Below are 25,904 nucleotides of genomic sequence, written 5' to 3' on the forward strand. Positions count from 1 at the left end.
CCATAGAATAGTATCGGCCATGTAATTACGGAGAGTAATTACATATATTCAGACAATTTATATTTAAAGGGAATATATAATGAAAAGAAAAGTTCTGGCAATGCTTGTACCCGCTTTATTAATGGCTGGCGCAGCCAATGCGGCTGAGATGTACAACAAAGACGGCAACAAGGTCGACCTGTACGGCAAGGTTGATGCGCGCCACACCTTCTCAGACAACGCGGGCGACGACGGCGATGAAACCTACGTTCAGATTGGTTTCAAAGGCGAAACGCAGATTACTGACGATCTGGTCGGCTTCGGCCAGTGGGAATATAAAACCTACGCAAACGACACCGAAGACGCTGGCGATACCTCTTTTAACCGTCTGGCATTCGCGGGCCTGAAATATGGCGATTTCGGCTCGTTTGATTACGGCCGTAATTACGGCGTCGTGTATGACGTTGAAGCCTGGACGGATATGCTGCCGGTATTTGGTGGTGATTCCTACACCTGGACCGATAACTATATGGTTGGTCGTACTAACGGCGTGGCGACCTACCGTAATAATGATTTCTATGGTCTGGTCGACGGTCTTAATTTTGCGCTGCAATACCAGGGCGCGAATGAAGGCGCCAATGCAAACGAAGATCAGGAAGGCACCAAAAACGGCCATGATGACGTTCGTTTCCAGAACGGCGACGGCTTCGGCATGTCTTCCACCTATGATTTCGATTTCGGCCTGACGCTGGGTGCGGCGTATTCTTCCTCTGACCGTACCAACGACCAGGTAAGTGCGGGTAGGAATGATGCCCACTTTGCCGGCGGTGAAAGAGCCGAAGCATGGACCTTTGGGGCTAAATACGATGCCAATAATGTCTATTTCGCGATGATGTACGCTGAAACCCGCAACATGACCCCATACGGTGATTACGGTATCGCGGATCAGACTCAGAACTTCGAAGCAGTTGCACAATACCAGTTCGACTTCGGTCTGCGTCCATCTCTGGCATGGGTTTACTCTAAGGGTAAAGACATGACTTATCCAGGCTACGCTGGCAACCCTCAGGGCCAGAAAGGCGATATGGATCTGGTTAACTACATTGACGTAGGCATGACCTACAGCTTCAACAAGAACTTCTCCACCTACGTTGATTATAAAATCAACCTGCTGGACGAAGATGATGCCTTCTACAATGACAACGGTATTGCAACCGATGACATCGTTGGCGTCGGCATGACCTACCAGTTCTAATCCCCGCAAAAAGTAAAGCCCGCGATGCGGGCTTTTTTATTTACGGCGCTTCCTGCAAGGCCAGGCGAATAAACCCGTTATTCTGCACCAGCAGCTCATGGGCTTTCCACGCATCCAGACCCGTCAGCACCATCAGTACCGCCGTTTTACACTGGTGGTTACAGCTTTCCAGCGCGGCCTTCGCCTGCGCCCGGGAACATCCCCCTGCTTCCATCACAATGGCAATCTGTCGCTCGGCCCATTTGGTGCTGCTTGCTTCCAGATCGACGCGCAGGTTGCTGTACACCCGTCCGGTCCGTACCGCCAGACCGGTGGTAACCATATGCATAATCATGCTTTGCGCAATGCCCGCTTTGGTGTTGGCATACCCGGCAACCACGTCAGCCCCCAGCTCGGGCGCAATGACCATGCTCGCCAGCTGCGCCGCTTCACTTTGAGCATCCTCCGTAATGAGCGCGACCGTTGAGCCCAGAGACCACGCATGACGCATCGCGCCCCACACCCAGGGCGTTTTGCCGCTAACGGACAGCGCCAGCATCATGTCGTGCTCGCCAAAATCAATTGTCTGGAGATCGGCAACGCCGCGCGCGTAGCTTCCGGCGTTATCGCCTGCTGTGATCGCAATAACGGGATGTTTTCCCGGCGCGAACGCTTCTGCCGCCTGCTCCGCCACGCGTCCGGACGCGCCCGCGCCGGTCAAAATCAGACGTCCGCCGTGGCTCAGCGTCGCCGCCGCGTTATCTACCACGCGGGCCAGCATCGTCATGTGGGGGGTAAGTGCAGAAGCGATTTGCGCGTCATCCTGATGAATGACGTTAAGCATATCCAGCGTGGATAATCTGTCGATGTTCGTCGTGCTGGCCTGCCGTCTTTCCCTGGCCGTACCGGTAAGCATAATGCTCATAAACTGCCTCCTTATTACGAGTACCCACACACTATAAAGTGTTTTATATAGGTCACATGAGAGGAGGCTCACGAAACGCCTCTCTTTACATGGCTTTATGAAATGGCCTTCATCAGCGATAATTAGCCCTTTCTTTTTCTTCGCGGAGTGTTAATGAGCGATTTGCGGCCCTTCCCCCCGATGCGCAAGCGTCCTATGAAGCTGAATACGCTGGTTACGCTGATGGTGTGCGCCATTATCGGCTCTGTGCTGCTGGTGGTGTTCGCGCTGTACTCCGTGCAGATCACCCGCGCCACGCGCGATGACGTGAAGGATACCGCGCTGGGTATCGCCCGAACGCTGGCCGACAGCCCCGATATCAAGCGTGGCCTGATGGCCTCACCCCAGGCCGGCATCATCCAGCCGATTGCCCAGGCGGTAACGAAGCGCAACGACCTGCTGTTTACCGTGGTCACCGATCTGCGCGGTGTTCGTTATTCCCACCCCAATGAAGCGCTGTTAGGGTTGCATTTTATCGGCGACGATCTGACGCCTGCCCTGGAAGGGAAAGAGAATGTCTCCGTTAACCGCGGCGCGCTCGCGGAAGCGCTGCGCGTCTTTACGCCCGTGTATGACGATCGGCACGACCAGATCGGCGTAGTGGTGGTAGGGATTTCGCTGAATAAGGTGGAAGATCAGATTGCCCGCGGACGGCTCAACGCCGTGTGGACCATCCTGTTCAGCGTTCTGATGAGTTCACTGGCGATATGGGGCCTGGTCCGGGTGCTGAAACGCATACTCTTCGGGCTGGAGCCTTACGAGATCTCCGCCCTCTTTGAACAGCGTCAGGCCATGTTACAGTCACTGCGAGAAGGCGTGATGGCCGTGGATATGCACGGTCGCGTGACGATGATTAACCACACCGCCAGAGAAATTTTACTCCTGACCTCGGGCCAGCACTCCGAAAGCAGCAGTGAACCGCTGCTGGCCAGCCTGCGTGAAGTGTCAAAAACTGGCATTGCTCGCCAGGATCAGGAGATCGGCTGTAACGGACGGCTGCTGCTGTGCAACATGGTCCCCGTGAAAAGCCAGAATCAGGTGATCGGGGCGATCAGCACGTTCCGCGATAAAACCGAAATCAGCCAGCTAATGCAGCGTATTGACGGCATGGTCAATTACGTTGATGCCCTGCGCTCGCATACGCATGAATTTATGAACAAACTGCACGTGATCCTCGGCCTGCTGCACATGAAGCGCTACGATAAGCTGGAGGAGTACATCATCCAGACCGCGCAGAATTATCAGACGGACATCGGAGCGATACAGCGCAAGGTTAAATCGCCGGTCATTGCGGGTTTCCTGCTGGGTAAAATTAACCGCGCCAAAGAGGCCGGAGTGACCCTGACGCTGGCGGAGGAGAGCCAGCTTCCGGACACCACCAATGAAGAGCAGGTTGCGGTGCTGATCACCGTGCTGGGCAATTTAATCGAAAATGCCCTGGATGCGATGGAAGGTCAGCCGGAAGGCGAGATCGGCCTGCTGCTCCATTACCAGAACGGCTGGCTGAGCGGAGAGGTCAGCGATGACGGCCCCGGGATTGATCCCGAGCGACTGGAGGCTATTTTTACAAAGGGCTACTCAACAAAAGGTGAAAACCGCGGCGTTGGGCTGTTCCTTGCACGTCAGCAGATCCAGAACCTGGGCGGCGATATTACCGTCGAGTCGGAGCCTGGCGTATTTACCCAATTTTTTGTTCAGATCCCCTGGGATAGCGAGAGGAATATCGCGTGATAAATGTGTTAATTGTCGATGATGACGCCATGGTAGCCGACCTCAACCGTCTGTATGTAAACCGCGTTGAGGGTTTTAGCTGCTGCGGCGTCGCGTCCACGCTCAACCAGGCCGAGGCGCTGATCGCAAACCCTGGCCAGCCAATCGATCTGGTGCTGCTGGATGTCTATATGCAGCAGGATAACGGGCTGGATCTGCTGCCCATCATCCGCGCGTCGGGCCGCCCGATCGACGTCATCATGATCTCGTCGGCGTCCGACGCCGCGACGATCCAGACGTCTATGCACTATGGCGTGGTGGATTACCTGATTAAGCCGTTCCAGTTTCCGCGTTTTGAAGAGGCGCTGAACGGCTGGAAGGCAAAGCGCAGCCTGATGGGGTCGCATCAGTATTATGAACAGGCCGACGTCGACAGGCTGATCCACGGCGGCGCGCCGGAGCTGGCCGACAGCAAAAAATTACCGAAAGGATTAACCCCGCAGACGCTGCGCACGATTTGCCAGTGGATCGACAGCCATCCGGAAATGGAATTTTCCACTGACGATCTGGCGAACGCGGTCAATATTTCGCGCGTTTCCTGCCGCAAATACCTGATCTGGCTGGCGCAAATTAATATCCTGTTTACCAGCATTCACTACGGCGCGACCGGCAGACCGGTGTATCGCTACCGTTTACAGCCGGAACAGGTCGGGCTGCTCAAACAGTACTGCCAGTAATGCGGTAGCTGTCGTCCAGAAGGGTAAAGCGGAAGTGGTGCATCGAGGAGATCACCACTTCTTTCGTTTTGGTGACAAAGATGGCTTCAATATCGGGGCGAGAGCGCAGCGCGGCACACCCCTTCTCCACGCCCATGCCGTAGATTAGCGTGGTCCAGATATCGCCGTCGATGGAGTCTTTCGACACAATCGTCACGCTGTCCAGTTCGTTATCCAGCGGGTAGCCGGTGCGCGGGTCAAGAATGTGATGATAGCGTTTGCCGTTCTGCTCGAAGTAGCGCTCATAGGTGCCTGACGTCACGACCGACCGGTTCTCTACCGTCATCGTCCCAATCAACGCGTCTTCGGCAAACGGTTTTTTCAGGCCGACGCGCCAGCCGCCCTCCGGCGAGCCTAACGTCTGGATGTTGCCGCCGAGATTAATTAACCCCAGCTCAACCCCCTCTTTGCGCAGAAGGTCCCGGACCCTGTCAGCGATATAGCCTTTGGCGATTGCGCCCAGGTCGATCTCCATTCCCGGGCGAGTGAGAAATACGCTGCTGCTGGCTTCATCCAGCACCACGTCCGCAGGATCCGTGATGTTCAGCAAGGCAGCGATCTCGTCTGCGGGCGGCACGGCGTCACCCTTAAAGCCAATTTTCCAGCGTTTGACCAGCGGGCCGATCGCCAGATTAAACGCACTGTCTTCCATCTGGCTGGCCGCTTTCGCGCAGCGGATCAGGTCAAACACCGGGCGACTGACGGCAACCGGATGTTGACCGGCAGCATGGTTGATGTTCATCACCTGCGAATGCGCGCGGTTGACGGTAAGGAGATCTTCGTACTGTTTGATCAGGCGAAACACGCGGGAGGCGAGCGCTTCGTCGTGGGAAAAGAGTTTCAGGAGGATGGGCGAGCCCATCAGAACGGCGGAGTAGCTGTAAACGCGATGGCTATCAGGCATTGCATGAGTCCTCATATGTAGCCCCGGCAGGCACCGCGCCGCCGGGGAAACAGGAGCCTTACCGTGTTTTCGAACGCATAGCCGCCTGATGTCCTGCTAGCGTACCAAAAATAATGATATCTGCCACCGCGTTACCGCCGATGCGGTTACCGCCGTGGATACCCCCGACAACCTCACCCGCAGCAAACGCCCCTGGCAATACGTTGTGGTTGCTGTCCAGCACGCAGGTATCGGTATTGATGGTCACACCGCCCATGGTGTGGTGTACGCCCGGTGCAATCTGAATGGCGTAGAACGGCCCTTCGTTGATGGGCGCGCGCAGCGCGGTGGTGCGGCCGAAATCATCGTCGTGCTGTTTTTCCACAAAACCATTGTAGCGTTCCAGCGTTGCCAGGAACTGGTGGTGATCCATCCCGAGCGCTTCCGCCAGGGCTTTTGGCGAGCTGGCGCTGGTCACGAAGCCTTTCGCGATGTACTCATCCGCCGCTTTGTTTTTAGCCCGGACATGCTCGTCAAAGACGATGTAAGCGTATTTCTCCGGCAGCGCGATGATTTGCGCCGAAACTTTATCGCGGGTCTCCATTTCGTTGAAGAAGCGGTTCCCCTGCTGGTTGACCAGAATCGCCCCGCCGCCGCGGATGGATTCGGAAATCAGGTACGACGTTTTCTGCTCCACGGTTGGGTGGATCTGAATCTCGCCCATATCCACGGTGCCTGCGCCAATACGTTCCAGCAGCGCGATACCGCCGCCGGTTGCGCCTTTGTGGTTAGTCGTCACGAACCCTTCCAGGTCCGGACGGTATTTCACCACCATCTGGCTGTTGGCGCTGAAGCCGCCCGTTGCGACAATCACGCTTTTGGTTGCCACGGTAAGGGTTTCGTTCTCTTCGGTGGTCAGACGCACGCCGGTGACTTCGCCATTTTCAAAGATGATGTCGCTGACGGCGGTATCCAGCATCACTTCGATGTTGCGTTTGTTGACGTTACGCACCAGGCCGCTGATCAGATACCCGCCTACCGCGGAACCGTCTTTCGGACGGTGCGTACGGTCAATGCTCATCCCGCCGGTGGTGGTGATGTCGTTCAGCATAATGCCGCGCGTAGCCAGCCACTCAATCGCCTCCGGCGCGTTCTCCACGAAGCGACGCAGCAGTTCAGGGTTGTTTTTGTTGCCGCCGCCTTTCAGGCTTTCCTGGTAGAACAGCTCTTTGCTGTCCTGGATACCTTTCACGCGCTGGAAGCGGGTCTCTGCCGCGTTCATCCCTGCCGAGGCTTTAATGGTGTTACCGCCGATGGTTGGCATTTTCTCAACGATCAGTACGCTCGCGCCTTCGTCATGCGCCTGGATCGCCGCCGCCAGCCCTGCACCGCCGCTGCCGACCACGACCACGTCGACGCTTCTGGTTTCATTCGGGTCTGCACCCTCTTCTGCCGCCAGCGCTTTGCTGGATTTCAGCATCGCTTTCGAGACTGCTTTTTTCACCGCCTCGCTCTGGCTGGTTGCGCCGGTGATGGCGTCCACGTGCGGGGTATTGGCATCCAGAATGCGGGTACGGATCTCTTCGAAGCTGGTGACAAACTCCACGTCTTCGCTCGGTCCTGAGGCCAGCTCGATATCAGCAATGCGATCGGTTTCAAGACTGACGTTGATCACCAGCTCGTTGGCATCGTCCTGCACTTTTTCAACGAAGGTGCCCGGTTTGAATTTCGATTCACCCATGCTCATGTCGCGGATCATCGCCTCTACCAGCGAGAAGCGCCACAGCGGTTCCGGGATGTTCAGCTCTTCGCGTCGGGTACTGTCCATAAACAGCTCAAGGCTTTCGCCCGCCGCGATGCGATCGGTCCAGTCCGGGTAGGCGATAGTGGCGCGGCCTACGGCAATCAGGTCGTAGCCATGATCCAGCGCTTCATTCACATCGGCAGCATTCACCACGCCGCCGACGCCCATTACCGGTACCTGTGCCAGCGTGTCAGAACGCATCGCGCAGTATTTTTCGATAAGCGGCGTCGGATCCTGCGTGTCGACGATAGATGGACGCAGGGCGGCGCCAAGGGAGAAGTGAAGATAATCCACCCCGCGTGCGGCCAGTTTTTCCAGCAGATACAGGGTGTCTTCGAAGCGGATGCCCGGGACTTCTAGCTCTTCCGGAGAGAAACGGTAGCCAATGATGAACGCGTCGTCCGCGTACTGACGCACCATCTTGTGGGTGATGTCCAGCACCGCCAGCGGGAATTTCGCGCGGTTATCGCGGCTGCCGCCCCACTCGTCGTCGCGCTGGTTGGAATTCGGGGAGTAGAACTGCTGGATCAGATAGGTATTCGCCCCGTGAATTTCGACACCGTCAAAGCCAGCCTGAATCGCGCGGCGTACGGCGTCGCCAAACTTGCCGATCATGCCTTCCACTTCTTCCGAGGTCAGGGCAACCGGCGTCGCGGCACCGTCACGCGGCGCGGCAACCGCGCTTGGACCAACCGGCGTGCGACCCCCAATCAGTTTTGGGTCGACCATACGGCCGCCGTGGTAGATTTGCAGAAGGGCTTTAGAGCCTTTGGACTTGATAGCGTCAGCGATTTTCGCCAGCCCGGCGATTTTCTCATCGTTATCAATCCCAATTGCACCCGGGAACGCCAGGCCGAGATCGTCAACAAAACAGCACTCAACGATAATGGTGCCGATGCTGCCAGCGCGGGCGCGATAGTACTCCACCAGCTCGCTGGTCACGGTGCCATCGTAATAACCGGTACAGGTTGTCATTGGGGCCATTAACAAACGGTTTTTGAGTTCAGTACCATTCGGTAATGTGAAGGGGCTTAAAATTCGTTCGTTAGTGCTCATAATAGAAACTCCAAACTTTAAAATTAAGAATTCGGTATCGGGATCGTTTTATTTCGTATTTTTTGCCGATGTCATGGAAGTAATATAATGCTTTTTTTAGTTTCCAAAGCTATTACGTTAGTTAATAAACTATTTAATCCCTTCGGTAACATTAATAACACATTGGTGTTAGCAGGAATGTTTCACCCATTCACATTAATTTAAAAAAAGTTAAATCAGCAAAGGTCAAACCAATACACCTACACCAATAGAAATCCATATAAATCAAACAACAATATAAATACCAATTTTAAAATGTTATAAATTTGATACATAAAATGCGTAAAACCAGCGAATAACCACACTACTCCAAGTGGTTATTATAAAAAGTATAAAAATACGCTCATAATTCTATTTTTTTGATCGCGATCAATAGTAATGGCATCCAAAGGCGCAATATAAAAACATCATCATTTTTTATTTAGCGCAAACAAAAATGCGTTAAATCGCTATTACTGAAAACACAAAAACGCACCTTAAATAACTAAAAAAAGCAAAACGAATAAAGCAATCGAATTTGTGTTTTCGCTGTATGACGAATTTTTGACAACTTAAGACGTGAAACTATGAAAACAAAAACTGCTGTAACGCCTCCTGCGGCGAATCTGGCATCAAATGGAACAGCAAAACGCCTGTTGATGATGGCCCTGCCCATCATCGTTGCCGTCCTGCTGCTGTTTGTCCCCGTTCCTGAAGGGCTGCCGCCTTATGCGTGGCACTACTTCGCCATCTTTGTTGGCGTCATCGTCGGGTTGATTTTCGAACCTCTGCCGGGCGCCGTAATCGGCCTCACCGGCGTGGTGGCGATTGCGCTGTGCAGCCAGTGGGTGCTCTTTAGCCCCGAACAGCTGGCTGACCCGAAATTCAAGCTGGCGGGCGCTTCCTTTAAATGGGCGGTGAGCGGGTTTGGTAACTCCACCGTGTGGCTGATCTTCGGTGCCTTTATGTTTGCCGCGGGCTACGACAAAACCCGCTTTGGCCGCCGCCTGGCGCTGATTCTGGTGAAATATCTGGGCCGTCGCAGCCTGACGCTCGGTTACGCGATTACCTTCGCGGACCTGCTGCTGGCACCGTTTACCCCGTCCAATACCGCGCGCAGCGGTGGGACCATCTACCCGATTATCGCCAACCTGCCGCCGCTGTACGGTTCAAAACCGAACGACCCAAGCGCGCGTAAAATCGGTTCGTATCTGATGTGGGTGGCCATTACCGCGGCCTGTATCACCAGCTCCATGTTCCTCTCAGCGCTCGCGCCGAACCTGCTGGCGCTGGCGCTGGTAAAAAGCACCGTTGGGATAGATATCTCCTGGGGCACCTGGTTCCTCGCCTTCCTGCCGCTGGGCATCCTGCTGATCCTGACCATGCCGCTGCTGGCCTACTGGTTCTACCCGCCGGAAGTGAAGGTGAACAACGAAGTGCCGCTGTGGGCGACCCGTGAGCTGGAAAAACTGGGCAAACTGTCGCGCAATGAGATCCTGCTGCTGGTGTTCGTGTGCTGCGCGCTGCTGATGTGGATCTTCGCCGCCGCATGGATTGAGCCCGCGATGGCTGCCCTGCTCATTGTCGGCCTGATGCTGTGGACCGGCGTACTGGAGTGGAATGACATCACCGGCAACAAAGCCGCCTGGAACACCTTCGTGTGGTTCGCCACCCTGGTGGCGCTGGCGGACGGCCTCTCCTCCACCGGCTTTATCAGCTGGCTGGGTAAAGAAGGCGGCCTGCTGATGAGCGGTATCTCTCCGGGCGTGGCGACCATCGTCCTGCTGCTGGCGTTCTACCTGCTGCACTACCTGTTTGCCAGCACCACCGCGCACACCACGGCGCTGCTGCCGGCGATGCTGACCATCGCCTCCACCATTCCGGGCATGAATATGGAAGTGTTCGTCCTGCTGATGGTGACCTCGCTGGGCGTGATGGGGATCATCACCCCGTACGGTACTGGTCCAAGCCCGATTTACTACGGTAGCGGTTACCTGCCAACCAAAGACTACTGGCGCCTCGGCACCATCTTCGGCGCCATCTTCCTGGCGGCCCTGCTGCTGATTGGCTACCCGTGGATGTCCATGATGTTCTGATTCCTGACCGCCGGACTTCTCCTCCGGCGGTTTTATTTTTGTGGAGCAATACGCTATGTCAAACAAACCGTTTTTCTACCAGAACCCCTTCCCGCTCGCGCATGACGACACCGAATACTATCTGCTGACCAAAGAGCACGTCTCCGTTGCCGAGTTTGACGGTCAGGAAGTGCTGAAGGTGGAGCCCGAAGCGCTGACCCTGCTGGCACAGCAGGCCTTCCACGACGCCGCGTTTATGCTGCGCACCTCTCACCAGAAGCAGGTTGCGGCTATTCTGAGCGACCCGGAGGCCAGCGAGAACGACCGATACGTGGCCCTGCAATTCCTGCGCAACTCGGACATTGCGGCGAAAGGCGTGCTGCCAACCTGTCAGGATACCGGCACGGCAATCATTATGGGTAAGAAAGGCCAACGCGTCTGGACCGGCGGCGGTGACGAAGCGGCGCTGAGCCAGGGGGTGTATAACACCTATATTGAAGATAACCTGCGCTACTCGCAGAATGCGGCGCTGGATATGTATAAAGAGGTGAACACCGGCACCAACCTGCCCGCACAGATTGACCTCTACAGCGTCGACGGCGACGAGTATAAATTCCTGTGCATGGCGAAAGGCGGCGGCTCTGCCAACAAAACCTATCTCTACCAGGAAACCAAGGCACTGATTACCCCGGCGAAGCTGAAAAACTACCTGGTTGAAAAGATGCGCACCCTCGGCACCGCAGCCTGCCCGCCGTACCATATTGCCTTTGTTATCGGCGGCACCTCCGCGGAAGCCACGCTGAAAACCGTCAAGCTCGCCTCTGCGCGCTACTACGATGAACTGCCAACCGAAGGCAACGCGCACGGCCAGGCGTTCCGCGACGTTCAGCTCGAACAGGAACTGCTTCAGGAAGCGCAAAACCTCGGCCTCGGCGCACAGTTCGGCGGGAAATACTTCGCCCACGATATTCGCGTGATCCGCCTGCCGCGCCACGGTGCCTCCTGTCCAATCGGCATGGGCGTCTCCTGCTCCGCTGACCGCAACATCAAAGCGAAGATTAACCGCGATGGGATCTGGATTGAGAAGCTGGAGCACAACCCGGGCCAGTATATTCCTGAATCCCTGCGCCAGCAGGGTGAAGGCGACGTGGTGAGCATTGACCTCAACAAACCGATGAAAGAGATCCTGGCACAGCTTTCCGCGCATCCGGTCTCTACCCGCCTGTCCCTTAACGGCACCATCATCGTGGCGCGCGACATCGCCCATGCGAAGCTGAAGGAACTGCTCGATAACGGCGAAGCGCTGCCGCAGTACGTGAAAGATCACCCGATCTACTATGCCGGTCCGGCCAAAACCCCGGAAGGGTATGCGTCTGGCTCACTCGGCCCAACCACCGCAGGGCGCATGGACTCCTACGTGGACCTGCTGCAATCCCACGGGGCGAGCATGATTATGCTGGCAAAAGGTAACCGCAGCCAGCAGGTCACCGACGCCTGCCATAAGCACGGCGGCTTCTACCTCGGCAGCATCGGCGGCCCGGCGGCGGTGCTGGCGAAAAACAGCATCAAGAGCCTGGAGTGCGTGGCGTATCCGGAACTGGGAATGGAAGCGATCTGGAAAATTGAGGTGGAAAACTTCCCGGCGTTTATCCTGGTGGATGACAAAGGCAATGACTTCTTCCAGCAGATCCAGAACAAACAGTGCAAAGGGTGCTCACAGCGCTGAGCGTTTCCATAATGCCGGCAGCAGCGACAGCGTATCGTTGATAAGCCCGCGCTTGTCGCTGCCCGGCTTCCAGATGGTGACCATCGTCTGACTTATCCCCTGGCTGCCCACTTCGGTGGGCAGCCTTTTTACATTTTTCCACCGCGCCGCGTGAAGATGGGTCGGCAAAAAGCCCCAGCCGCACCCCTGCTCCAGCAGGCCGCGCAGCATCTCCAGTTCGTTAGTGAAAAGCGTGTGCCCTGAAATTTGCAGGCGACGCGCAACCGGCTCGTCGGATGCGGCATGCATGATCACCTGCGGCACCAGGGAGAGATCGAGCAGCGACACCGGCGATGCCACTTCCGCAAAAAGCGCCGTTGCGGCGTAAAAATCCATTTCGATCGCCCCTAATGCCCGCCACTCCATCTCATTGCCCACGCTGCGGTTGCGCGCCTGGCAGATGCCCAGATCGGCCTGACCGCTCGCCAGCATGGCTTCCGCCTCATCGCGTGACGCGCTGGTCAGGCTCAGGCGAATTTTTTGCGTCGCCAGCGTGGCAATCAGCGCCTGCAAAAAGGCTCTGGGGGTGAACGGATCGTAAACGAGGGCAATGTCCTGCGTGGCGCTGTCCGGCACCGTACGGGCAAACGCCTCAAACGCTTTCACCTGCCGCATCAGCAGGTGCGCCTGCCGCTGAAGCTGTTCCCCTTCCGGCGTCAGGCGCAGGCTGCGTCCCTCCCGCAGGAACAGCGCGTAGCCCAGCCCATCCTCAAGAAAATCGATCAGATCGCGAAGGGTTGTACGATCTTTGCCGAGTTTACTGGCCGCCTTCATCAGGCTGCCGTGCTCAGCGACGGCGGTGAACGCCTCAAGCTGGGCAAAAGAGTAGATCAGGTTTGCCACGTCATTCTCCACGCGATTTTTACGGGGGATTTTCCCCCATAATGCGCTTTTTATTATAGGGCGCGGGTTCTTAAACTGAAGTCCTTCCTGAGCCAAACGAGATAAATATGAAAAACAAAACCAATCGCACGCTGCTCGCGGCGCTTGTCGTCGGTAGCCTGGTCTCGCCTGCCGCGATGGCTGCTTGTGACGGCACCGACCTCACGACCTGTCCGGCGCCTTTTGATGCCAAACTTCCGGACGCCCATACGATGCTCACCTGGAGCCAGGCCGACCGCGTGGTGGGCTTTCGCAATGACTACCGCAACTACGCGGGCGATGTATTCCGCCACGGCAACGCCTCGCCGCTGCTCGCCGCAGAAAAACCGCTCACAGATGCCCGCTATCAGGTGAATGGCAAAACCTATGATCTTCAGGATTACCTGAAGCGCCAGAACGTCAGCGGCATGCTGGTGCTGAAAAATGGCAAAGTGGCCTATAAATATCTGGGAGAAGGCAATACCGACTCAACGCTCTGGACGTCACGATCCGTGGGCAAATCCGTGGTCTCCGCGCTGGTAGGTGTGGCGATCAAAGAGGGTAAAATCCACTCACTGAACGACCTTGTCACCCAATACGAACCGGATTTAAAAGGCACCGCCTGGGACGGCGTCACGCTGAAGCAGCTCATCACCCACACCTCCGGCGTGGCGTGGAATGAAGATTACACCAACCCGCAGTCAGACTTCGCCCGGCTTACCGAATGCGAAGCGAAGCCGGGCACCTACGACTGCGTGCGCACGCTGGTGAAAGGATTACGCCGCGAACATCCGGCGGGGGAAAACTGGTCCTATTCCTCGGGCGGCGCGTGGCTGTTAGGCGATGTGCTTGAGCGCGCCACCGGCATGACGCTCGCCGCGTATCTGGAGAAAAGCATCTGGCAGCCGTACGGCATGGCCAGCGACGGCGTATGGCATGCCTACAGCAAAGGCCAGCACGACGTGGGCGCGCACGGATTTAACGCAACCCTGGAAGACTGGGGACGCTTCGGGGAATTTATCCTGCATAACGGTACGCTGCCGGACGGGAAGCAGATCCTCCCTGACGGCTGGGTGAAGCAGTCCTCCGAGTGGACGCAGGCAAAAGGTTCTGTCTCCGCCGCGCATCCGAAAGGCCTTTACGGCTATCAGTGGTGGAACAATGAGGTTCCGGCCAACGCCACAAACGTAGAGCCAAAGGTCGAGGATTCGCTGAAGGACTCCCTCTGGGCGCTGGGCATTTTCGGCCAGATGATTGTGGTGAATCAGAAGGAAAACCTGGTGATTGTCCAGTGGTCCACCTGGCCACAGGCGGAGCCGTCATTCAGCGCCCAGCCGCTGGAAGCGTCGCTGATGTTTAGCGCCATTGCCAACGCGCTGCGCTAAATTACCGAAGCCAGGCTTTGCCTGGCTTCACCTCTGCGCGACGTCACAAAACAGCGATTTCAGCAACTTAGCGAAAACAGGTAAATAAAAGATCACCCAAATGTTAAGTTATTGTTGCCTATGTAAATCCTGGTCAACACATTGTCATTCATGCGCGGCACGCATCAATTCATGCGCTTTTTGCGCTTATTAATTCTCACATCCTGATCCAGTTTTCAGAAACAGACGAGCATAACGTCGCTATAAAAACTGGAGATAACCATGGTTTCCTCAACCTCACCTGCAACCGTCCGGGCGAAAGCCGGCGCGATTTTCCGCGTCACGTCGGGCAACTTTCTTGAGCAATTCGACTTCTTTCTGTTCGGGTTTTACGCCACCTATATCGCCCACACGTTCTTCCCGGCCAGCAGTGAATTTGCCTCGCTGATGATGACCTTCGCCGTCTTCGGCGCGGGCTTTCTGATGCGTCCGATCGGGGCCATTGTCCTCGGAGCCTACATTGATAAAGTGGGTCGCCGTAAAGGGCTGATCGTCACCCTGTCGATTATGGCCGCCGGAACGTTCCTGATTGTGCTGATCCCTTCCTATCAGAGCATTGGCCTGTGGGCGCCGCTGCTGGTGCTGACCGGCCGCCTGTTGCAGGGTTTTTCGGCAGGCGCTGAGCTGGGCGGGGTCTCGGTTTATCTGGCGGAGATCGCCACGCCGGGCCGCAAGGGTTTTTACACCAGCTGGCAGTCGGGCAGCCAGCAGGTCGCCATTATGGTCGCGGCGGCGATGGGCTTCGCGCTGAACGTGGTGCTGGAAGAGAGCGCCATTCGCGAGTGGGGCTGGCGTATCCCGTTCCTGTTTGGCTGTCTGATTGTGCCGTTCATCTTTTTCCTGCGCCGCAAGCTGGAGGAGACCGAGGAGTTCAGCGCCCGTCGCCACCATCTGGCGATGCGTCAGGTCTTCACAACGCTGCTCGCCAACTGGCAGGTTGTCGTCGCGGGCATGCTGATGGTGGCGATGACCACCACCGCCTTTTACCTGATCACCGTTTACGCGCCGACCTTCGGTAAAAAAGTGCTGATGCTGAGCGCGTCGGACAGCCTGCTGGTCACGCTGCTGGTGGCGGTGTCCAACTTTATCTGGCTGCCGATCGGCGGTGCGCTTTCGGACCGCTTCGGGCGGAAGCCGGTGCTGATCGCCATGACGCTGCTGGCGCTGGCAACCAGCTATCCGGCGCTGACGATGCTGGCCGCCGCCCCGAGCTTCTCTATGATGCTGACCGTACTGCTGTGGCTCTCTTTCCTCTATGGCCTGTATAACGGCGCGATGATCCCGGCTCTGACGGAGATCATGCCAACAGAAGTCCGCGTAGCGGGCTTCTCGCTGGCTTACAGCCTGGCGACCGCCGTCTTTGGCGGCTTCACGCCGGTGATCTCGACCGCCTTGATTGAGTACACCGGGGACAAAGCCTCTCCGGGCTACTGGATGAGCTTTGCCGCCGTTTGCGCCCTGCTGGCAACGCTCTATCTCTATCGTCGCCGTACGTTAGCCCTGCACACCGCCGTTGAGGAGTGATTGATGATACTTAAATTCAGAACGGTGATTACCGCCCTGACCTTCGCCACCCTCAGTGCGGGCGCGCTTGCCGAAGACGTTACAGTGATGATTTCTGGCGGCTTCAGAGCGGCGCTGGAGAAACTGGCGCCGCAGTATGAGGCGAAAAGCGGCGACAGGCTCGTTTTAATCTCCGGCCCGTCGATGGGCAAAACGCCGCAGGCTATTCCCGCCCGGCTCGCCCGGGGCGAAAAAGCGGATGTGGTGATTATGGTTGGCGATGCGCTGGAAAAGCTTGAACAGGATCGTTGGACGGCGACGGGTTCCCGCGTGGAGCTGGCGGATTCGCCCGTCGGGATGGTCGTTAAAGCGGGCGCGCCGGTGCCGGATATCAGTACGGTGGCTGCCCTTCGACAAACGTTGCTGAAGGCCCAATCCATGGCGTATTCCGACAGCGCCAGCGGCCGGTATGTCGAGAGCGAGCTGTTCGGGAAACTGGGCATCGACGGCCAGGTTCACGGTAAAGCGCGCCGGGTTGAACGCATCCCGGTGGCGTCCGAGGTGGCGAAAGGGAAATACGACCTCGGCTTTCAGCAGGTCAGCGAACTTCTGCCGGTACCCGGGGTGACGTTTGTGGGCAAGTTGCCTGACGACATGCAGTACATAACCCGCTTCGCCGGCGCCGTGACCCAGAGCGCCGACCATCCTGAACGGGGAAAAGCGCTGCTGGCCTTTCTCTCTTCCCCGGATGCAGCACCGATCGTGACGGCAACCGGCCTACAGCCCGTTAGCGCAGATCGCGATACTGCTCGGTGATCAGCGCTTCCAGTTCGGCAGCAATATAGGACTGGATCCGCCCGCGACGGCGAATCAGCCCCACGGTCCGCCTGACTTCGGGCTCGGTTAAAGGGACCGACGTCAGGAGCGAATGTTCGGCGCGGGGCATCGACATGGCGGGAACGGCGGCAATGCCGATCCCGGCTTCAACCATCCCCAGCATGGTCGTCACGTGCCGCGTTTCGCAGATGCTGGGGCGCTCGGGACGAATATGCCCGACCCGCTGGTCAAGAAGATTGCGGTTGCCGGACGTCTTATCCAGACCGATATAATCCTGCTGATAAAAAGCCTGCCACGTCAGGCTTTTTCTTTTGGCAAGCGGGCTGTCGCGCCGGCAGGCGGCGACGTAGACGTCCTCCACCAGCGGGACACATTCGATGTCGGGCTGTAAATTCTGGGCGAAACAGATACCAAAATCCGCCTGTCCGCGGGTGACGGCCTCAATAACATTCCCGGCGCTGCTGTCGATCAGCTTTATGCGCACGCGGGGGTAGCGAGACTGAAAGCGACGGATCACGTCCGGCATAAAGTAACACGCGGCTGACGGCACGGTCGCCACGGTGATCAGCCCCGTGCGCTCCTCGCTGGCTTTATCGATATCCGAAAGCATGGACTCCACGTCGGCAAGCAGTTGCCCGCACCGGTCGGCAAAGGTCTGACCATACAGGGTCAGCGTGACGCGCCGGGTGGTTCTGTCGAAAAGCTTTGCCCCCAGCGCCGCCTCCAGCTTTTCAATTCTGCGACTCAGTGCCGACTGGGAAAGGCAGATAGACTCAGCCGCAAGGCGGAAATTGCCGTATTCCAGCAGCGCGCGGAAGGCGTAGAGATCGTTGAGGTCAAAATTGACGGGCATACGGACGAGATCCTTAAGCACATAGGGTGAAAAGAGATTTATCATAGCCGCGCACGACATACTTCACAAAATGAAGGGGATACCCCTAAAGCGCTATCAACCAGACGGCACATAGTGATAGTTTATGCGGGCTGGATTCCTCTTAAACAGGCTGCCCGTCTGCAAACTGCCGAAGAGGAGTGTCATACTGCTATACAGAGTATGTTGGCATGCTAACAGCCCCTGACCTTTCCATTTTGTTCACGTGCGAGTAACGAGCAAAGCGATGATTAAGTGGCCCTGGAAAACGAACGACGCTGGTCGAAATATGGCGCTGCCCTGGGATGAGGCTCTGGCGATCCCCGTGCTGGCGAATCTCTTGCCTGAAGAGCAATCAAAGCTGATTCAGCTGGCAGAGCGTTTTTTACAGCAAAAACGTCTGGTACCGCTACAGGGCTTCGAACTCGACCCGCTTAAAAATTCGCGCATCGCCCTGCTCTTCTGCCTGCCGGTGCTGGAGCTGGGCATCGAATGGCTGGATGGCTTCCACGAAGTGCTGATCTACCCGGCACCGTTTATCGTTGATGACGAGTGGGAGGATGACATTGGCCTGGTGCACAACCAGCATATGGTGCAGTCCGGACAAAGCTGGCAGCAAGGGCCGATCATCCTCAACTGGCTGGATATTCAGGACTCGTTCGATGCCTCGGGCTTCAACCTGATTATTCACGAAGTGGCGCATAAGCTGGATACCCGCAACGGCGATCGCGCCAGCGGCGTGCCGCTGATCCCGCTGCGTGAAGTCGCAGGTTGGGAGCATGACCTGCACGCGGCGATGGAAAACATTCAGGATGAGATAGACCTGGTGGGTGAGAGTGCGGCCAGCATTGATGCCTATGCGGCGACCGATCCCGCCGAATGCTTTGCGGTGCTGTCCGAGTATTTCTTTAGCGCACCCGAGCTTTTCGCCCCTCGTTTCCCGGCGTTGTGGCAGCGTTTTTGCCAGTTTTACCAGCAGGATCCGCTCCAGCGTCTGCGGCAAAGCGAGGACGCTGCGAGCACGTCCTCACATCCGTTCCACTAATGTTTAAGGGGTACGATCGGTTGATCGTACCCACACGCTCACCGCGAGAAACAGCACCGCCATTCCCCATGCGGCAGTAATCAAAAACTGCTCACCGTACAAGCGCGTCACCACGGGCACCAGCAGCGCGCTCGCCCCGTACCCCAACGTATGGCTGGTGGCAATTACCCCTGCGCCTTTGCCCGTCGTCAGCCGATCGTTAAGCAAAAGCTGGTATCCCGGCGTGGCCATGGCGGCACCCAGCGAGGTGATGACAATGCCCACGTAGAACAGGGCTACGCTTGCGAGGCACATCAGCCCAAGCCCCGCCACCATCAAAACTGCGGCAATGAAGAGTAAAACCCTCGGGCTAAAATGCTGCGGGCGCACCACCAGAAACTGTGCCGCAAGGGTCGCCAGCGCGGCCAGGCTCAGCAGCATCGCGACATGATGGCTGATTTGCACGGCATCGCCATTGAAGAGCGGGTAGAGATAGGGTGATAAGCCAAGCTGCATCAGGCTGACCAGCGCCGCCAGCAGCAGCGCCAGCGCCAGGTAAGGCAGCATCGAGGCCTGTAACCGCGTCGACTGATGCGCCACCGGCGGCAGCGGCGGATCCGCGGCCTCCCGCAGCACCAGCAGCAGCGCGATAAGCGGTGCCAGCGCCATCAGCCAGAGCGGTGCGACCGGACTGACGCTGAGCATCAGCGCGGCCAGCGGCGGCCCCAGCAGACGCCCGAGGCTAAGGCCAGAGCTTATCGTCGCCAGCGCCGCCATTCTTTTATCCAGCCCGGCACGTTGAATGGCCCACGTCTGGGCCGCAGGCACCAGCCCCGAGACCGTCAGGCCGTACAGCATGCGCGACAGAATCAGGCCCGCCATTCCCCAGAAGGCATTCAGCGCGCCGTTCGCCATCGCCCAGACCACCAGCGCCATCACCACGAAGCTCACCAGATAGCCGCCTAACGAGGCCAGCATAACGATCTTGCAGCCGCGCCGCTCGCTCTGGCGTCCCCACCAGGGCGATGCGGGTAAAAAGAGCATCGAGCCGAACATCAACAGCCCGGCCCAGACGGAGAGCGAAAAACCGGTCATTGATACCAGCTGCGGCAGCATGACCAGCAAACCGTTTTGTCCGATGCCCAGTAAACCGGCGCCCAGCGCCAGGGGCCAGTTGGCCTTCGGGGCAATATCATCAGTCAGATTATTAATAGAGGCGCGCATAGAATTGTGAAGATAATGTCAATAAATGTGTGGAAATTATGAAGTTTATGAAAACAAATATTGCAAAAATAGTTGCGACTGTAAACAGAATGAATATCATAACGAGAATTATTATCAGTCATGGAATGAGGTACATCTATGCGTGCTCTGCCCCGCTCCGCCGGTACAGATGTTGCGGCCCAGTGTTTTTTGAACGCGCTGCTGCGCGAAACGAAGGACTGGCATTATCTTCCCGCAACCCGTGCGGATGAGTTATCGCAGATTCATATCCCGCTCTCCCCAACCCAGGCCATTCGGGTTCCGGTACGCTATTTCTCCCCCACGCAGCATCACCAGTATTGTTTCCCGGCCACGCTGATTCAGGCCGACAGCGACGGTGGTGACGCGGTCACATTTCATCAACTGATTGATTTCATCCTGCAAAAACCGTCGGTCAACGGATCTCTGGATGCCGATACGCTGGCGCGCTTCAGGCAGCGCGTGCTGGAAAGCCATACGCATACCTGGCAGGCCATTGATTTACGCCACAACTGGGCCAACCTGCGCGATAAGCCGCTGACCTTTGCCGAAGCGGAACAGGCGCTGCTGGTCGGCCACGCGTTTCACCCAGCACCTAAGTCGCACGAGCCGTTTAACGACGCCGAGGCGCGCCGCTATCTGCCGGATTTTGCCTCCCGCTTCCCGCTGCGCTGGTTCGCGGTTGAGAGTAAGCAGATTACCGGCGATAGCCTGAATGTCTCCTTGCGGGAGCGGCTGCTGCGCTTTGCGGCGCAGAGCGCCCCGGCGCTGCTTGGCCACTTCACCGATACCCGCTGGCTGCTGCCGATGCACCCGTGGCAGGCTGACTGTCTGCTGGAACAGCCCTGGTGCCAGCGTCTGGTCGAAAAAGGTGCCCTTCAGGACCTGGGCGAAGCGGGCGCGCAGTGGCTGCCCACCAGCTCCTCCCGCTCGCTGTACAGCGAAACCAACAGCGACATGATTAAATTCTCCCTGAGCGTGCGCCTGACCAACTCCGTGCGCACGCTGTCGGTGAAAGAGGTAAAGCGCGGAATGCGCCTGGCGCGACTGGCGAAAACGGAACGCTGGCAGGGGCTCCAGGCGCGCTACCCCACCATGCGTGTGATGCAGGAAGACGGCTGGGCGGGCCTGTGCGACGAGCACGGCGTCGTTCAGGAAGAGAGCCTGATGGCCCTGCGCGTCAACCTGCTGTTCCCTACCCCTGAAACGCAAACCAACGTGCTGGTAAGCCTGACGCAGGCCGCACCGGACGGCGGCGACAGCCTGCTGGCGGCGGCGGTTCGCCGTCTGAGCGCGCGTCTGGATCTCCCGCTCGGCCAGGCCGCGCGCTGCTGGCTGGACGCCTACTGCGACCGCGTACTCCTCCCGCTTTTCAGCGCCGAGGCGGATTACGGCCTGGTCCTGCTGGCGCACCAGCAAAATATCCTCGTTGAGATGCAGCAGGATTTTCCCGTCGGGCTGATCTACCGTGACTGCCAGGGCAGCGCATGGACCGAAGGGGCCGACGCGTGGCTGAAAGAAGCGGGCGAAACCGACGTGGAAAACCGCTTTGGCGACAGCCAGCTGCTGCGCTACTTCCCGTACTACCTGCTGCTGAACTCCACCCTTGCCGTGACCGCCGCCCTCGCCGCTGCCGGCTTCGACAGCGAAGAGAGCCTGATGTCCCGCGTGCGGGACGCGCTGGCCGACCTGCGCAAGACGGCGAAGCAGACCCGCTGCCTCGATTACGTGCTCGACAGCCCGACCTGGAACTGTAAGGGCAACTTCTTCTGCTACCTGCACGATCGCAACGAAAACACCATCGCCGATCCGGCGGTGATCTATTTCGACTTTAGCAACCCGTTTTATAAGGAGAAGGCGTGATGGCCATTGCGAATATCGTCCATTCCGGCTACGGCTTCCGCTGCACGTCTACGGAAAAAAACCTGCCGCTGACCCTGGGTCTTGACGGCAGCGCGGTCCTTGAACGTCTGGCCGGGATCCCGGACGGCTGGCTGGTGGAGGCGCTCGACCAGCTATTTGTGGCCGCGCCCGCCCTGACGGGCATTACCCTGCCGTGGGCCGCCTGGCAGGATGAACCCCAGGCGCAGGCGCTGTTTAGCCTCGCAAGCGGGGATTATCTGGCGCGTGAACGTTTCTGGCAGTTGCCGCTGTGGCTGAAAGGGGAACGTCCGCAGGCGAGCGGCGGCATGCAGTTTGACGAGAGCCGCCAGCTTTATTTCCCGCTGCGCCCTCACCGCCCGCAGGGTGAAGTCTATCGCCGTTACGATCCGCAGATTAAGCGCACCCTGAGTTTCCGCGTGGCGGACGTGGCGCTGGACGGCGAGCGTTTTACCCGCTGGATGAACACCCCGCGCGTGAACGCCTTCTGGGAGATGGCCGGTCCGCAGGCCGAACAGGAAAATTACCTGCGTCGCCAGCTCGACTCGTCGTACTGCTATCCGGTGATCGGCTGCTTTGACGATGAGCCGTTCGGCTATTTTGAACTCTACTGGGCGCCAGAAGACCGTATTGGCCGCCACTACCGCTGGCAGCCCTTTGACCGTGGGCTGCACATGCTGGTTGGGGAAGAGAACTGGCGCGGGGCGCAGTATATCCGCAGCTGGCTGCGCGGGCTGAGCCACTATCTGTATCTCGATGAACCGCGCACGGCGCGTATTGTCGCCGAGCCGCGCTTCGACAACCAGCGTCTGTTCCGCCACCTGGCGTCCGCTGGTTTCGACACGGTGAAGGAGTTCGACTTCCCGCACAAGCGCTCTCGCCTGATCATGAGCGAACGTCACCGCTTCTTTCATGAGGTGGAACTGTGAACGCGCTCTGGCAGAAAGTGAACCGCGAGATGGTGGCGAAAATCCTCGCTGAACTGGAATACGAACGCACCCTGCGCGCCGAGCCGGTTTCGGCGGACGGCTGGCGCATCGCTATGGGCAACGCGTCATGGCAGTTCCGCGCCACGCGTGGGATCTGGGGCTGGCTGCATATCGACCCGGACACACTGACCACCGCCAGCGGCGCGGCGGTCGAAGCGGAAAGCGCGCTGCTGCAACTCGCTACCGTGCTGGAGATGAGCGACGCGCAAACGGCGGAGCACATGGAAGATCTCTACGCCACGCTGCGCGGCGACATGCAGCTGGTGCAGGCGCGTGAAGCGCTGGACGCCGATGCGCTGATCCAGCTCGACCCTGACGAATTACAGTGCCTGATGCGCGGTCACCCAAAGTTTATCTTCAACAAGGGACGCCGCGGCTGGGGGCTGGATGCGCTACGCCAGTACGCGCCGGAATATCGCGGTCGCTTTCGCCTGCACTGGGTAGCCGTGCAGCGCGAGCGTCTGGTCTGGAGCAGCGACGCCGATTGCGACATTAACGCCCTGCTCGCCAGCGCCATGGACGATGCCGAGCGCGCCCGGTTCGACGCCCGCTGGCAGGCGCTGGAACTGGACGACCGCTGGCTGCCCGTGCCGCTGCATCCGTGGCAGTGGCAGCAAAAAATTGCCATTCATTTCCTGGCACAGCTCGCGCGCGGCGAAATGGTCGAGCTGGGCGAGTTTGGCGATGAGTATCTGGCGCAGCAGTCCCTGCGCACGCTGACTAACGCCAGCCGTCGCGCACCGTATGACATCAAGCTGCCGCTGACCATCTACAACACCTCCTGCTACCGCGGCATTCCGGGCAAGTACATTGCCGCCGGTCCGCTGGCCTCGCGCTGGCTACAGCAGCAGTTCGCCAGCGATGCCACGCTGATTCGCTCCGGGGCGCAGGTACTTGGCGAACCCGCCGCCGGCTATCTGTCGCATCCGGGTTATGCCGCATTACCTGAGGCGCCGTACCGCTATCAGGAGATGCTGGGCGTGATCTGGCGCGAGAACCCATCCTGCTATTTACAGGACGGCGAACAGGCGGTGCTGATGGCGGCGCTGATGGAAACCGACAACCAGGGGCGCCCGCTGATTGACGCGTGGATCAAACGCTCGGGCTTAACCGCTGACGCATGGCTGGACACGCTGTTTGAGGCGACGGTGATCCCCTTCTATCACCTGCTCTGCCGCTACGGCGTGGCGCTGATCGCCCACGGCCAGAACGTCACGCTGGTGATGAAAGACGACGTTCCACAGCGCATCCTGCTGAAGGATTTTCAGGGCGATATGCGCCTGGTGGACGAAGATTTCCCGCAGGCGCTGAGCCTGCCGGAACAGGTAAAAGCCGTCACCGCGCGCCTCAGTGCGGATTACATCATCCACGACCTGCAAACCGGCAACTTTGTTACGGTGCTGCGCTTTATTTCGCACCTCACCCTGCAATGCGGCGTGAGCGAAACGCGTTTTTATCAGATCCTGGCGCAGGTGCTGCACCGCTATATGGCCGCCCATCCGGATCTTGCAGCGCGCTTCGCGAAGTTCGACCTGTTTAAGCCGCAGATTATTCGCGTGATCCTCAACCCGGTCAAACTGACCTTCTCTGAACACGACGGCGGCAGCCGTATGCTGCCGAACTACGTCTGCGATCTTGATAACCCTCTTTTTCTGGTCTCCCAGGAGTCAGCGCAATGAAAACGTATGATTTCATCGGCATCGGTATCGGTCCGTTCAACCTCAGCATCGCCGCGCTGGCAGAGGGGCTGGACGGTTTTAGCTCGCTGTTTCTTGAACGCAAGCCGCACTTCTCCTGGCACCCGGGGATGATGGTGCCGGACTGCCACATGCAGACCAGCTTCCTGAAGGATCTGGTCAGCGCCGTGGAGCCGACCAACCGCCACAGTTTCCTGAACTACCTCGTTCAGCGTAAGAAGTTCTACCGTTTTCTGACCACCGAGCAGCGCACCGTCTCTCGCGAGGAGTTTGCCGACTACCTGTGCTGGGCGGCGGATAACCTGACGAATCTGGCCTTCAGCCAGCAGGTGCAGCAGGTCAGCTTTGATGAGCAAAACGGCCTGTTTGAGGTGGTGACCCAGCGGGATCGCTTCCTTGCGCGCCACGTCTGCGTGGGGATTGGTAAGCAGATCAATCTGCCCGAGTGCGTCACCGCGCAGGATGATACCTGCTTCCACGCCAGCGAGATGATGCTGCGCACGCCGGATTTAGCGGGCAAACGCGTCACCGTTGTCGGCGGCGGCCAGAGCGGTGCGGATCTGTTTTTGAATATCTTCCGCGGGGAATGGGGCCAGCCGCTGAGCCTCAACTGGGTATCGCGCCGCAACAATTACAACGCGCTGGATGAGGCCGCGTTTGCTAACGAGTATTTCACGCCGGAGTATGTGGACAGCTTCTCCACGCTCGGTGACGACGCGCGTCGTCAGATGTTGCAGGAACAGAAGATGACCTCCGACGGGATCACCACGGAGTCGTTACTGGCCATTTACCGCACCATGTACCACCGTTTCGAAGTGTTGCGCGAAAAACCCTGGGCGCACCTGCTGCCGTCCCGCTCGGTGACGGCGCTGACGCGCCTGGAAAACGTGCAGCGCCTGAGCATACAGCATCATCTCGACGGCGGGCGTGAACAGCTGGAGAGCGACGTGGTGATTTTCGCCACCGGCTACCGCGCCGTGCAGCCCGCGTTTCTGGCCCCGCTCTCTTCCCGACTGCGTCTGGATGAGGATGACGCCTTCTGCATCAACAACGATTTCACCCTTGAATGGGACGGCCCGCAGCGCAACCGCCTGTTTGCCGTCAACGCCGGGATGCACCGTCTCGGTATTGCCGAACCCCAGCTCAGCCTGATGGCCTGGCGCGCGGCGCGAATTCTGAATCGCGCTCACGATGACGAGCCGTTTGAACTGGCAACCACCCCCGGCGTTATCCACTGGCGAAGCACCACCAGCCCGGAGAGCAGCCAGGTTTTTAAATCATTAATGAAGACCACCGAGTACTGACACACAC

19 protein-coding genes are annotated in these 25,904 nt (G+C 58.2%); 13 read left to right on the forward strand and 6 right to left on the reverse strand.

Annotated features, from left to right (window positions below; genetic code table 11):
* The first annotated feature begins 79 nt into the window (after positions 1-79).
* Positions 80-1,234 (forward strand): porin OmpC, encoded by a 1,155-nt coding sequence (gene ompC / locus INF58_RS17435; RefSeq protein ID WP_193528177.1) that lies wholly within the window; start codon positions 80-82, stop codon positions 1,232-1,234.
* A gap of 40 nt (positions 1,235-1,274) precedes the next feature.
* Here ompC and INF58_RS17440 read toward each other — a convergent pair whose 3' ends face one another.
* Complete coding sequence (locus tag INF58_RS17440; protein WP_193528178.1) at positions 1,275-2,138, reverse strand: N-acetylmuramic acid 6-phosphate etherase; 864 nt, start codon at positions 2,136-2,138, stop codon at positions 1,275-1,277.
* A gap of 153 nt (positions 2,139-2,291) precedes the next feature.
* Between INF58_RS17440 and INF58_RS17445 the strand changes: the two genes are divergently transcribed.
* Complete coding sequence (locus INF58_RS17445; RefSeq protein ID WP_064910381.1) at positions 2,292-3,908, forward strand: sensor histidine kinase; 1,617 nt, start codon at positions 2,292-2,294, stop codon at positions 3,906-3,908.
* Positions 3,905-4,624 (forward strand): two-component system response regulator DcuR, encoded by a 720-nt coding sequence (gene dcuR / locus INF58_RS17450; RefSeq protein WP_006811173.1) that lies wholly within the window; start codon positions 3,905-3,907, stop codon positions 4,622-4,624. Before INF58_RS17445 ends, dcuR begins: the two co-directional genes overlap by 4 nt.
* On the opposite strand, the gene INF58_RS17455 is transcribed toward dcuR, so the two are convergent.
* Together INF58_RS17455 and INF58_RS17460 are read right to left on the reverse strand one after the other, a co-directional pair.
* Positions 4,605-5,567 carry an FAD:protein FMN transferase gene (locus INF58_RS17455; protein WP_193528179.1) on the reverse strand — a complete coding sequence of 321 codons (963 nt, stop codon included), beginning with the start codon at positions 5,565-5,567 and terminating at the stop codon, positions 4,605-4,607. The genes dcuR and INF58_RS17455 overlap by 20 nt on opposite strands.
* A gap of 58 nt (positions 5,568-5,625) precedes the next feature.
* Positions 5,626-8,406: a flavocytochrome c gene (locus INF58_RS17460; protein WP_131636853.1), complete on the reverse strand. Its 2,781-nt coding sequence runs from the start codon at positions 8,404-8,406 to the stop codon at positions 5,626-5,628.
* Between the two features lie 605 nt (positions 8,407-9,011).
* Here INF58_RS17460 and INF58_RS17465 point away from each other — a divergent pair.
* Both INF58_RS17465 and fumA read left to right on the forward strand, forming a co-directional pair.
* Positions 9,012-10,520 (forward strand): anion permease, encoded by a 1,509-nt coding sequence (locus tag INF58_RS17465; RefSeq protein WP_074160984.1) that lies wholly within the window; start codon positions 9,012-9,014, stop codon positions 10,518-10,520.
* 55 nt (positions 10,521-10,575) lie between these two features.
* Positions 10,576-12,225 (forward strand): class I fumarate hydratase FumA, encoded by a 1,650-nt coding sequence (fumA, locus tag INF58_RS17470; protein ID WP_193528180.1) that lies wholly within the window; start codon positions 10,576-10,578, stop codon positions 12,223-12,225.
* Here fumA and INF58_RS17475 read toward each other — a convergent pair.
* A complete protein-coding gene (locus tag INF58_RS17475; RefSeq protein WP_193528181.1) occupies positions 12,214-13,119 on the reverse strand; it encodes a LysR family transcriptional regulator in 906 nt (301 codons plus the stop codon). The genes fumA and INF58_RS17475 overlap by 12 nt on opposite strands.
* Positions 13,120-13,214: 95 nt before the next feature.
* On the opposite strand from INF58_RS17475, the gene INF58_RS17480 reads away from it, so the two are divergent.
* The 3 genes from INF58_RS17480 to INF58_RS17490 all read left to right on the forward strand — a co-directional run bounded on the left by INF58_RS17480 (position 13,215) and on the right by INF58_RS17490 (position 16,868).
* Complete coding sequence (locus INF58_RS17480) at positions 13,215-14,510, forward strand: serine hydrolase (RefSeq protein WP_193528182.1); 1,296 nt, start codon at positions 13,215-13,217, stop codon at positions 14,508-14,510.
* Between the two features lie 261 nt (positions 14,511-14,771).
* A complete protein-coding gene (locus INF58_RS17485) occupies positions 14,772-16,073 on the forward strand; it encodes an MFS transporter (protein ID WP_063450198.1) in 1,302 nt (433 codons plus the stop codon).
* Between the two features lie 3 nt (positions 16,074-16,076).
* The gene (locus INF58_RS17490) at positions 16,077-16,868 is read left to right on the forward strand and encodes a substrate-binding domain-containing protein (protein WP_193528183.1); all 792 of its coding nucleotides are present in this window, start codon (positions 16,077-16,079) and stop codon (positions 16,866-16,868) included.
* On the opposite strand, the gene INF58_RS17495 is transcribed toward INF58_RS17490, so the two are convergent.
* Positions 16,840-17,742 (reverse strand): LysR family transcriptional regulator, encoded by a 903-nt coding sequence (locus INF58_RS17495; protein ID WP_063868391.1) that lies wholly within the window; start codon positions 17,740-17,742, stop codon positions 16,840-16,842. The genes INF58_RS17490 and INF58_RS17495 overlap by 29 nt on opposite strands.
* A 265-nt stretch (positions 17,743-18,007) precedes the next feature.
* Between INF58_RS17495 and mtfA the strand changes: the two genes are divergently transcribed.
* A complete protein-coding gene (gene mtfA, locus INF58_RS17500; RefSeq protein WP_193528184.1) occupies positions 18,008-18,805 on the forward strand; it encodes a DgsA anti-repressor MtfA in 798 nt (265 codons plus the stop codon).
* 3 nt (positions 18,806-18,808) lie between these two features.
* On the opposite strand, the gene INF58_RS17505 is transcribed toward mtfA, so the two are convergent.
* Positions 18,809-20,008, reverse strand: a complete 1,200-nt coding sequence (locus INF58_RS17505) for an MFS transporter (RefSeq protein ID WP_193528185.1) — start codon at positions 20,006-20,008, stop codon at positions 18,809-18,811.
* 138 nt (positions 20,009-20,146) lie between these two features.
* On the opposite strand from INF58_RS17505, the gene INF58_RS17510 reads away from it, so the two are divergent.
* From INF58_RS17510 to INF58_RS17525, 4 genes are read left to right on the forward strand one after another with little or no spacing between them, the layout of a single operon-like run.
* Positions 20,147-21,889 (forward strand): IucA/IucC family siderophore biosynthesis protein, encoded by a 1,743-nt coding sequence (locus INF58_RS17510; protein ID WP_193528186.1) that lies wholly within the window; start codon positions 20,147-20,149, stop codon positions 21,887-21,889.
* Positions 21,889-22,836, forward strand: coding sequence for a GNAT family N-acetyltransferase (locus INF58_RS17515; RefSeq protein WP_193528187.1), 948 nt, complete (start codon positions 21,889-21,891; stop codon positions 22,834-22,836). The genes INF58_RS17510 and INF58_RS17515 overlap by 1 nt, the downstream gene beginning before the upstream one ends.
* The gene (gene iucC / locus INF58_RS17520) at positions 22,833-24,575 is read left to right on the forward strand and encodes an aerobactin synthase IucC (RefSeq protein ID WP_370552666.1); all 1,743 of its coding nucleotides are present in this window, start codon (positions 22,833-22,835) and stop codon (positions 24,573-24,575) included. Before INF58_RS17515 ends, iucC begins: the two co-directional genes overlap by 4 nt.
* The gene (locus tag INF58_RS17525) at positions 24,572-25,897 is read left to right on the forward strand and encodes a lysine N(6)-hydroxylase/L-ornithine N(5)-oxygenase family protein (RefSeq protein ID WP_193528188.1); all 1,326 of its coding nucleotides are present in this window, start codon (positions 24,572-24,574) and stop codon (positions 25,895-25,897) included. Before iucC ends, INF58_RS17525 begins: the two co-directional genes overlap by 4 nt.
* Positions 25,898-25,904 lie beyond the last annotated feature (7 nt).

The organism is Enterobacter cloacae complex sp. P24RS (genome assembly GCF_014982165.1).
GTDB classification, from domain to species: Bacteria; Pseudomonadota; Gammaproteobacteria; order Enterobacterales; family Enterobacteriaceae; genus Enterobacter; species Enterobacter quasihormaechei.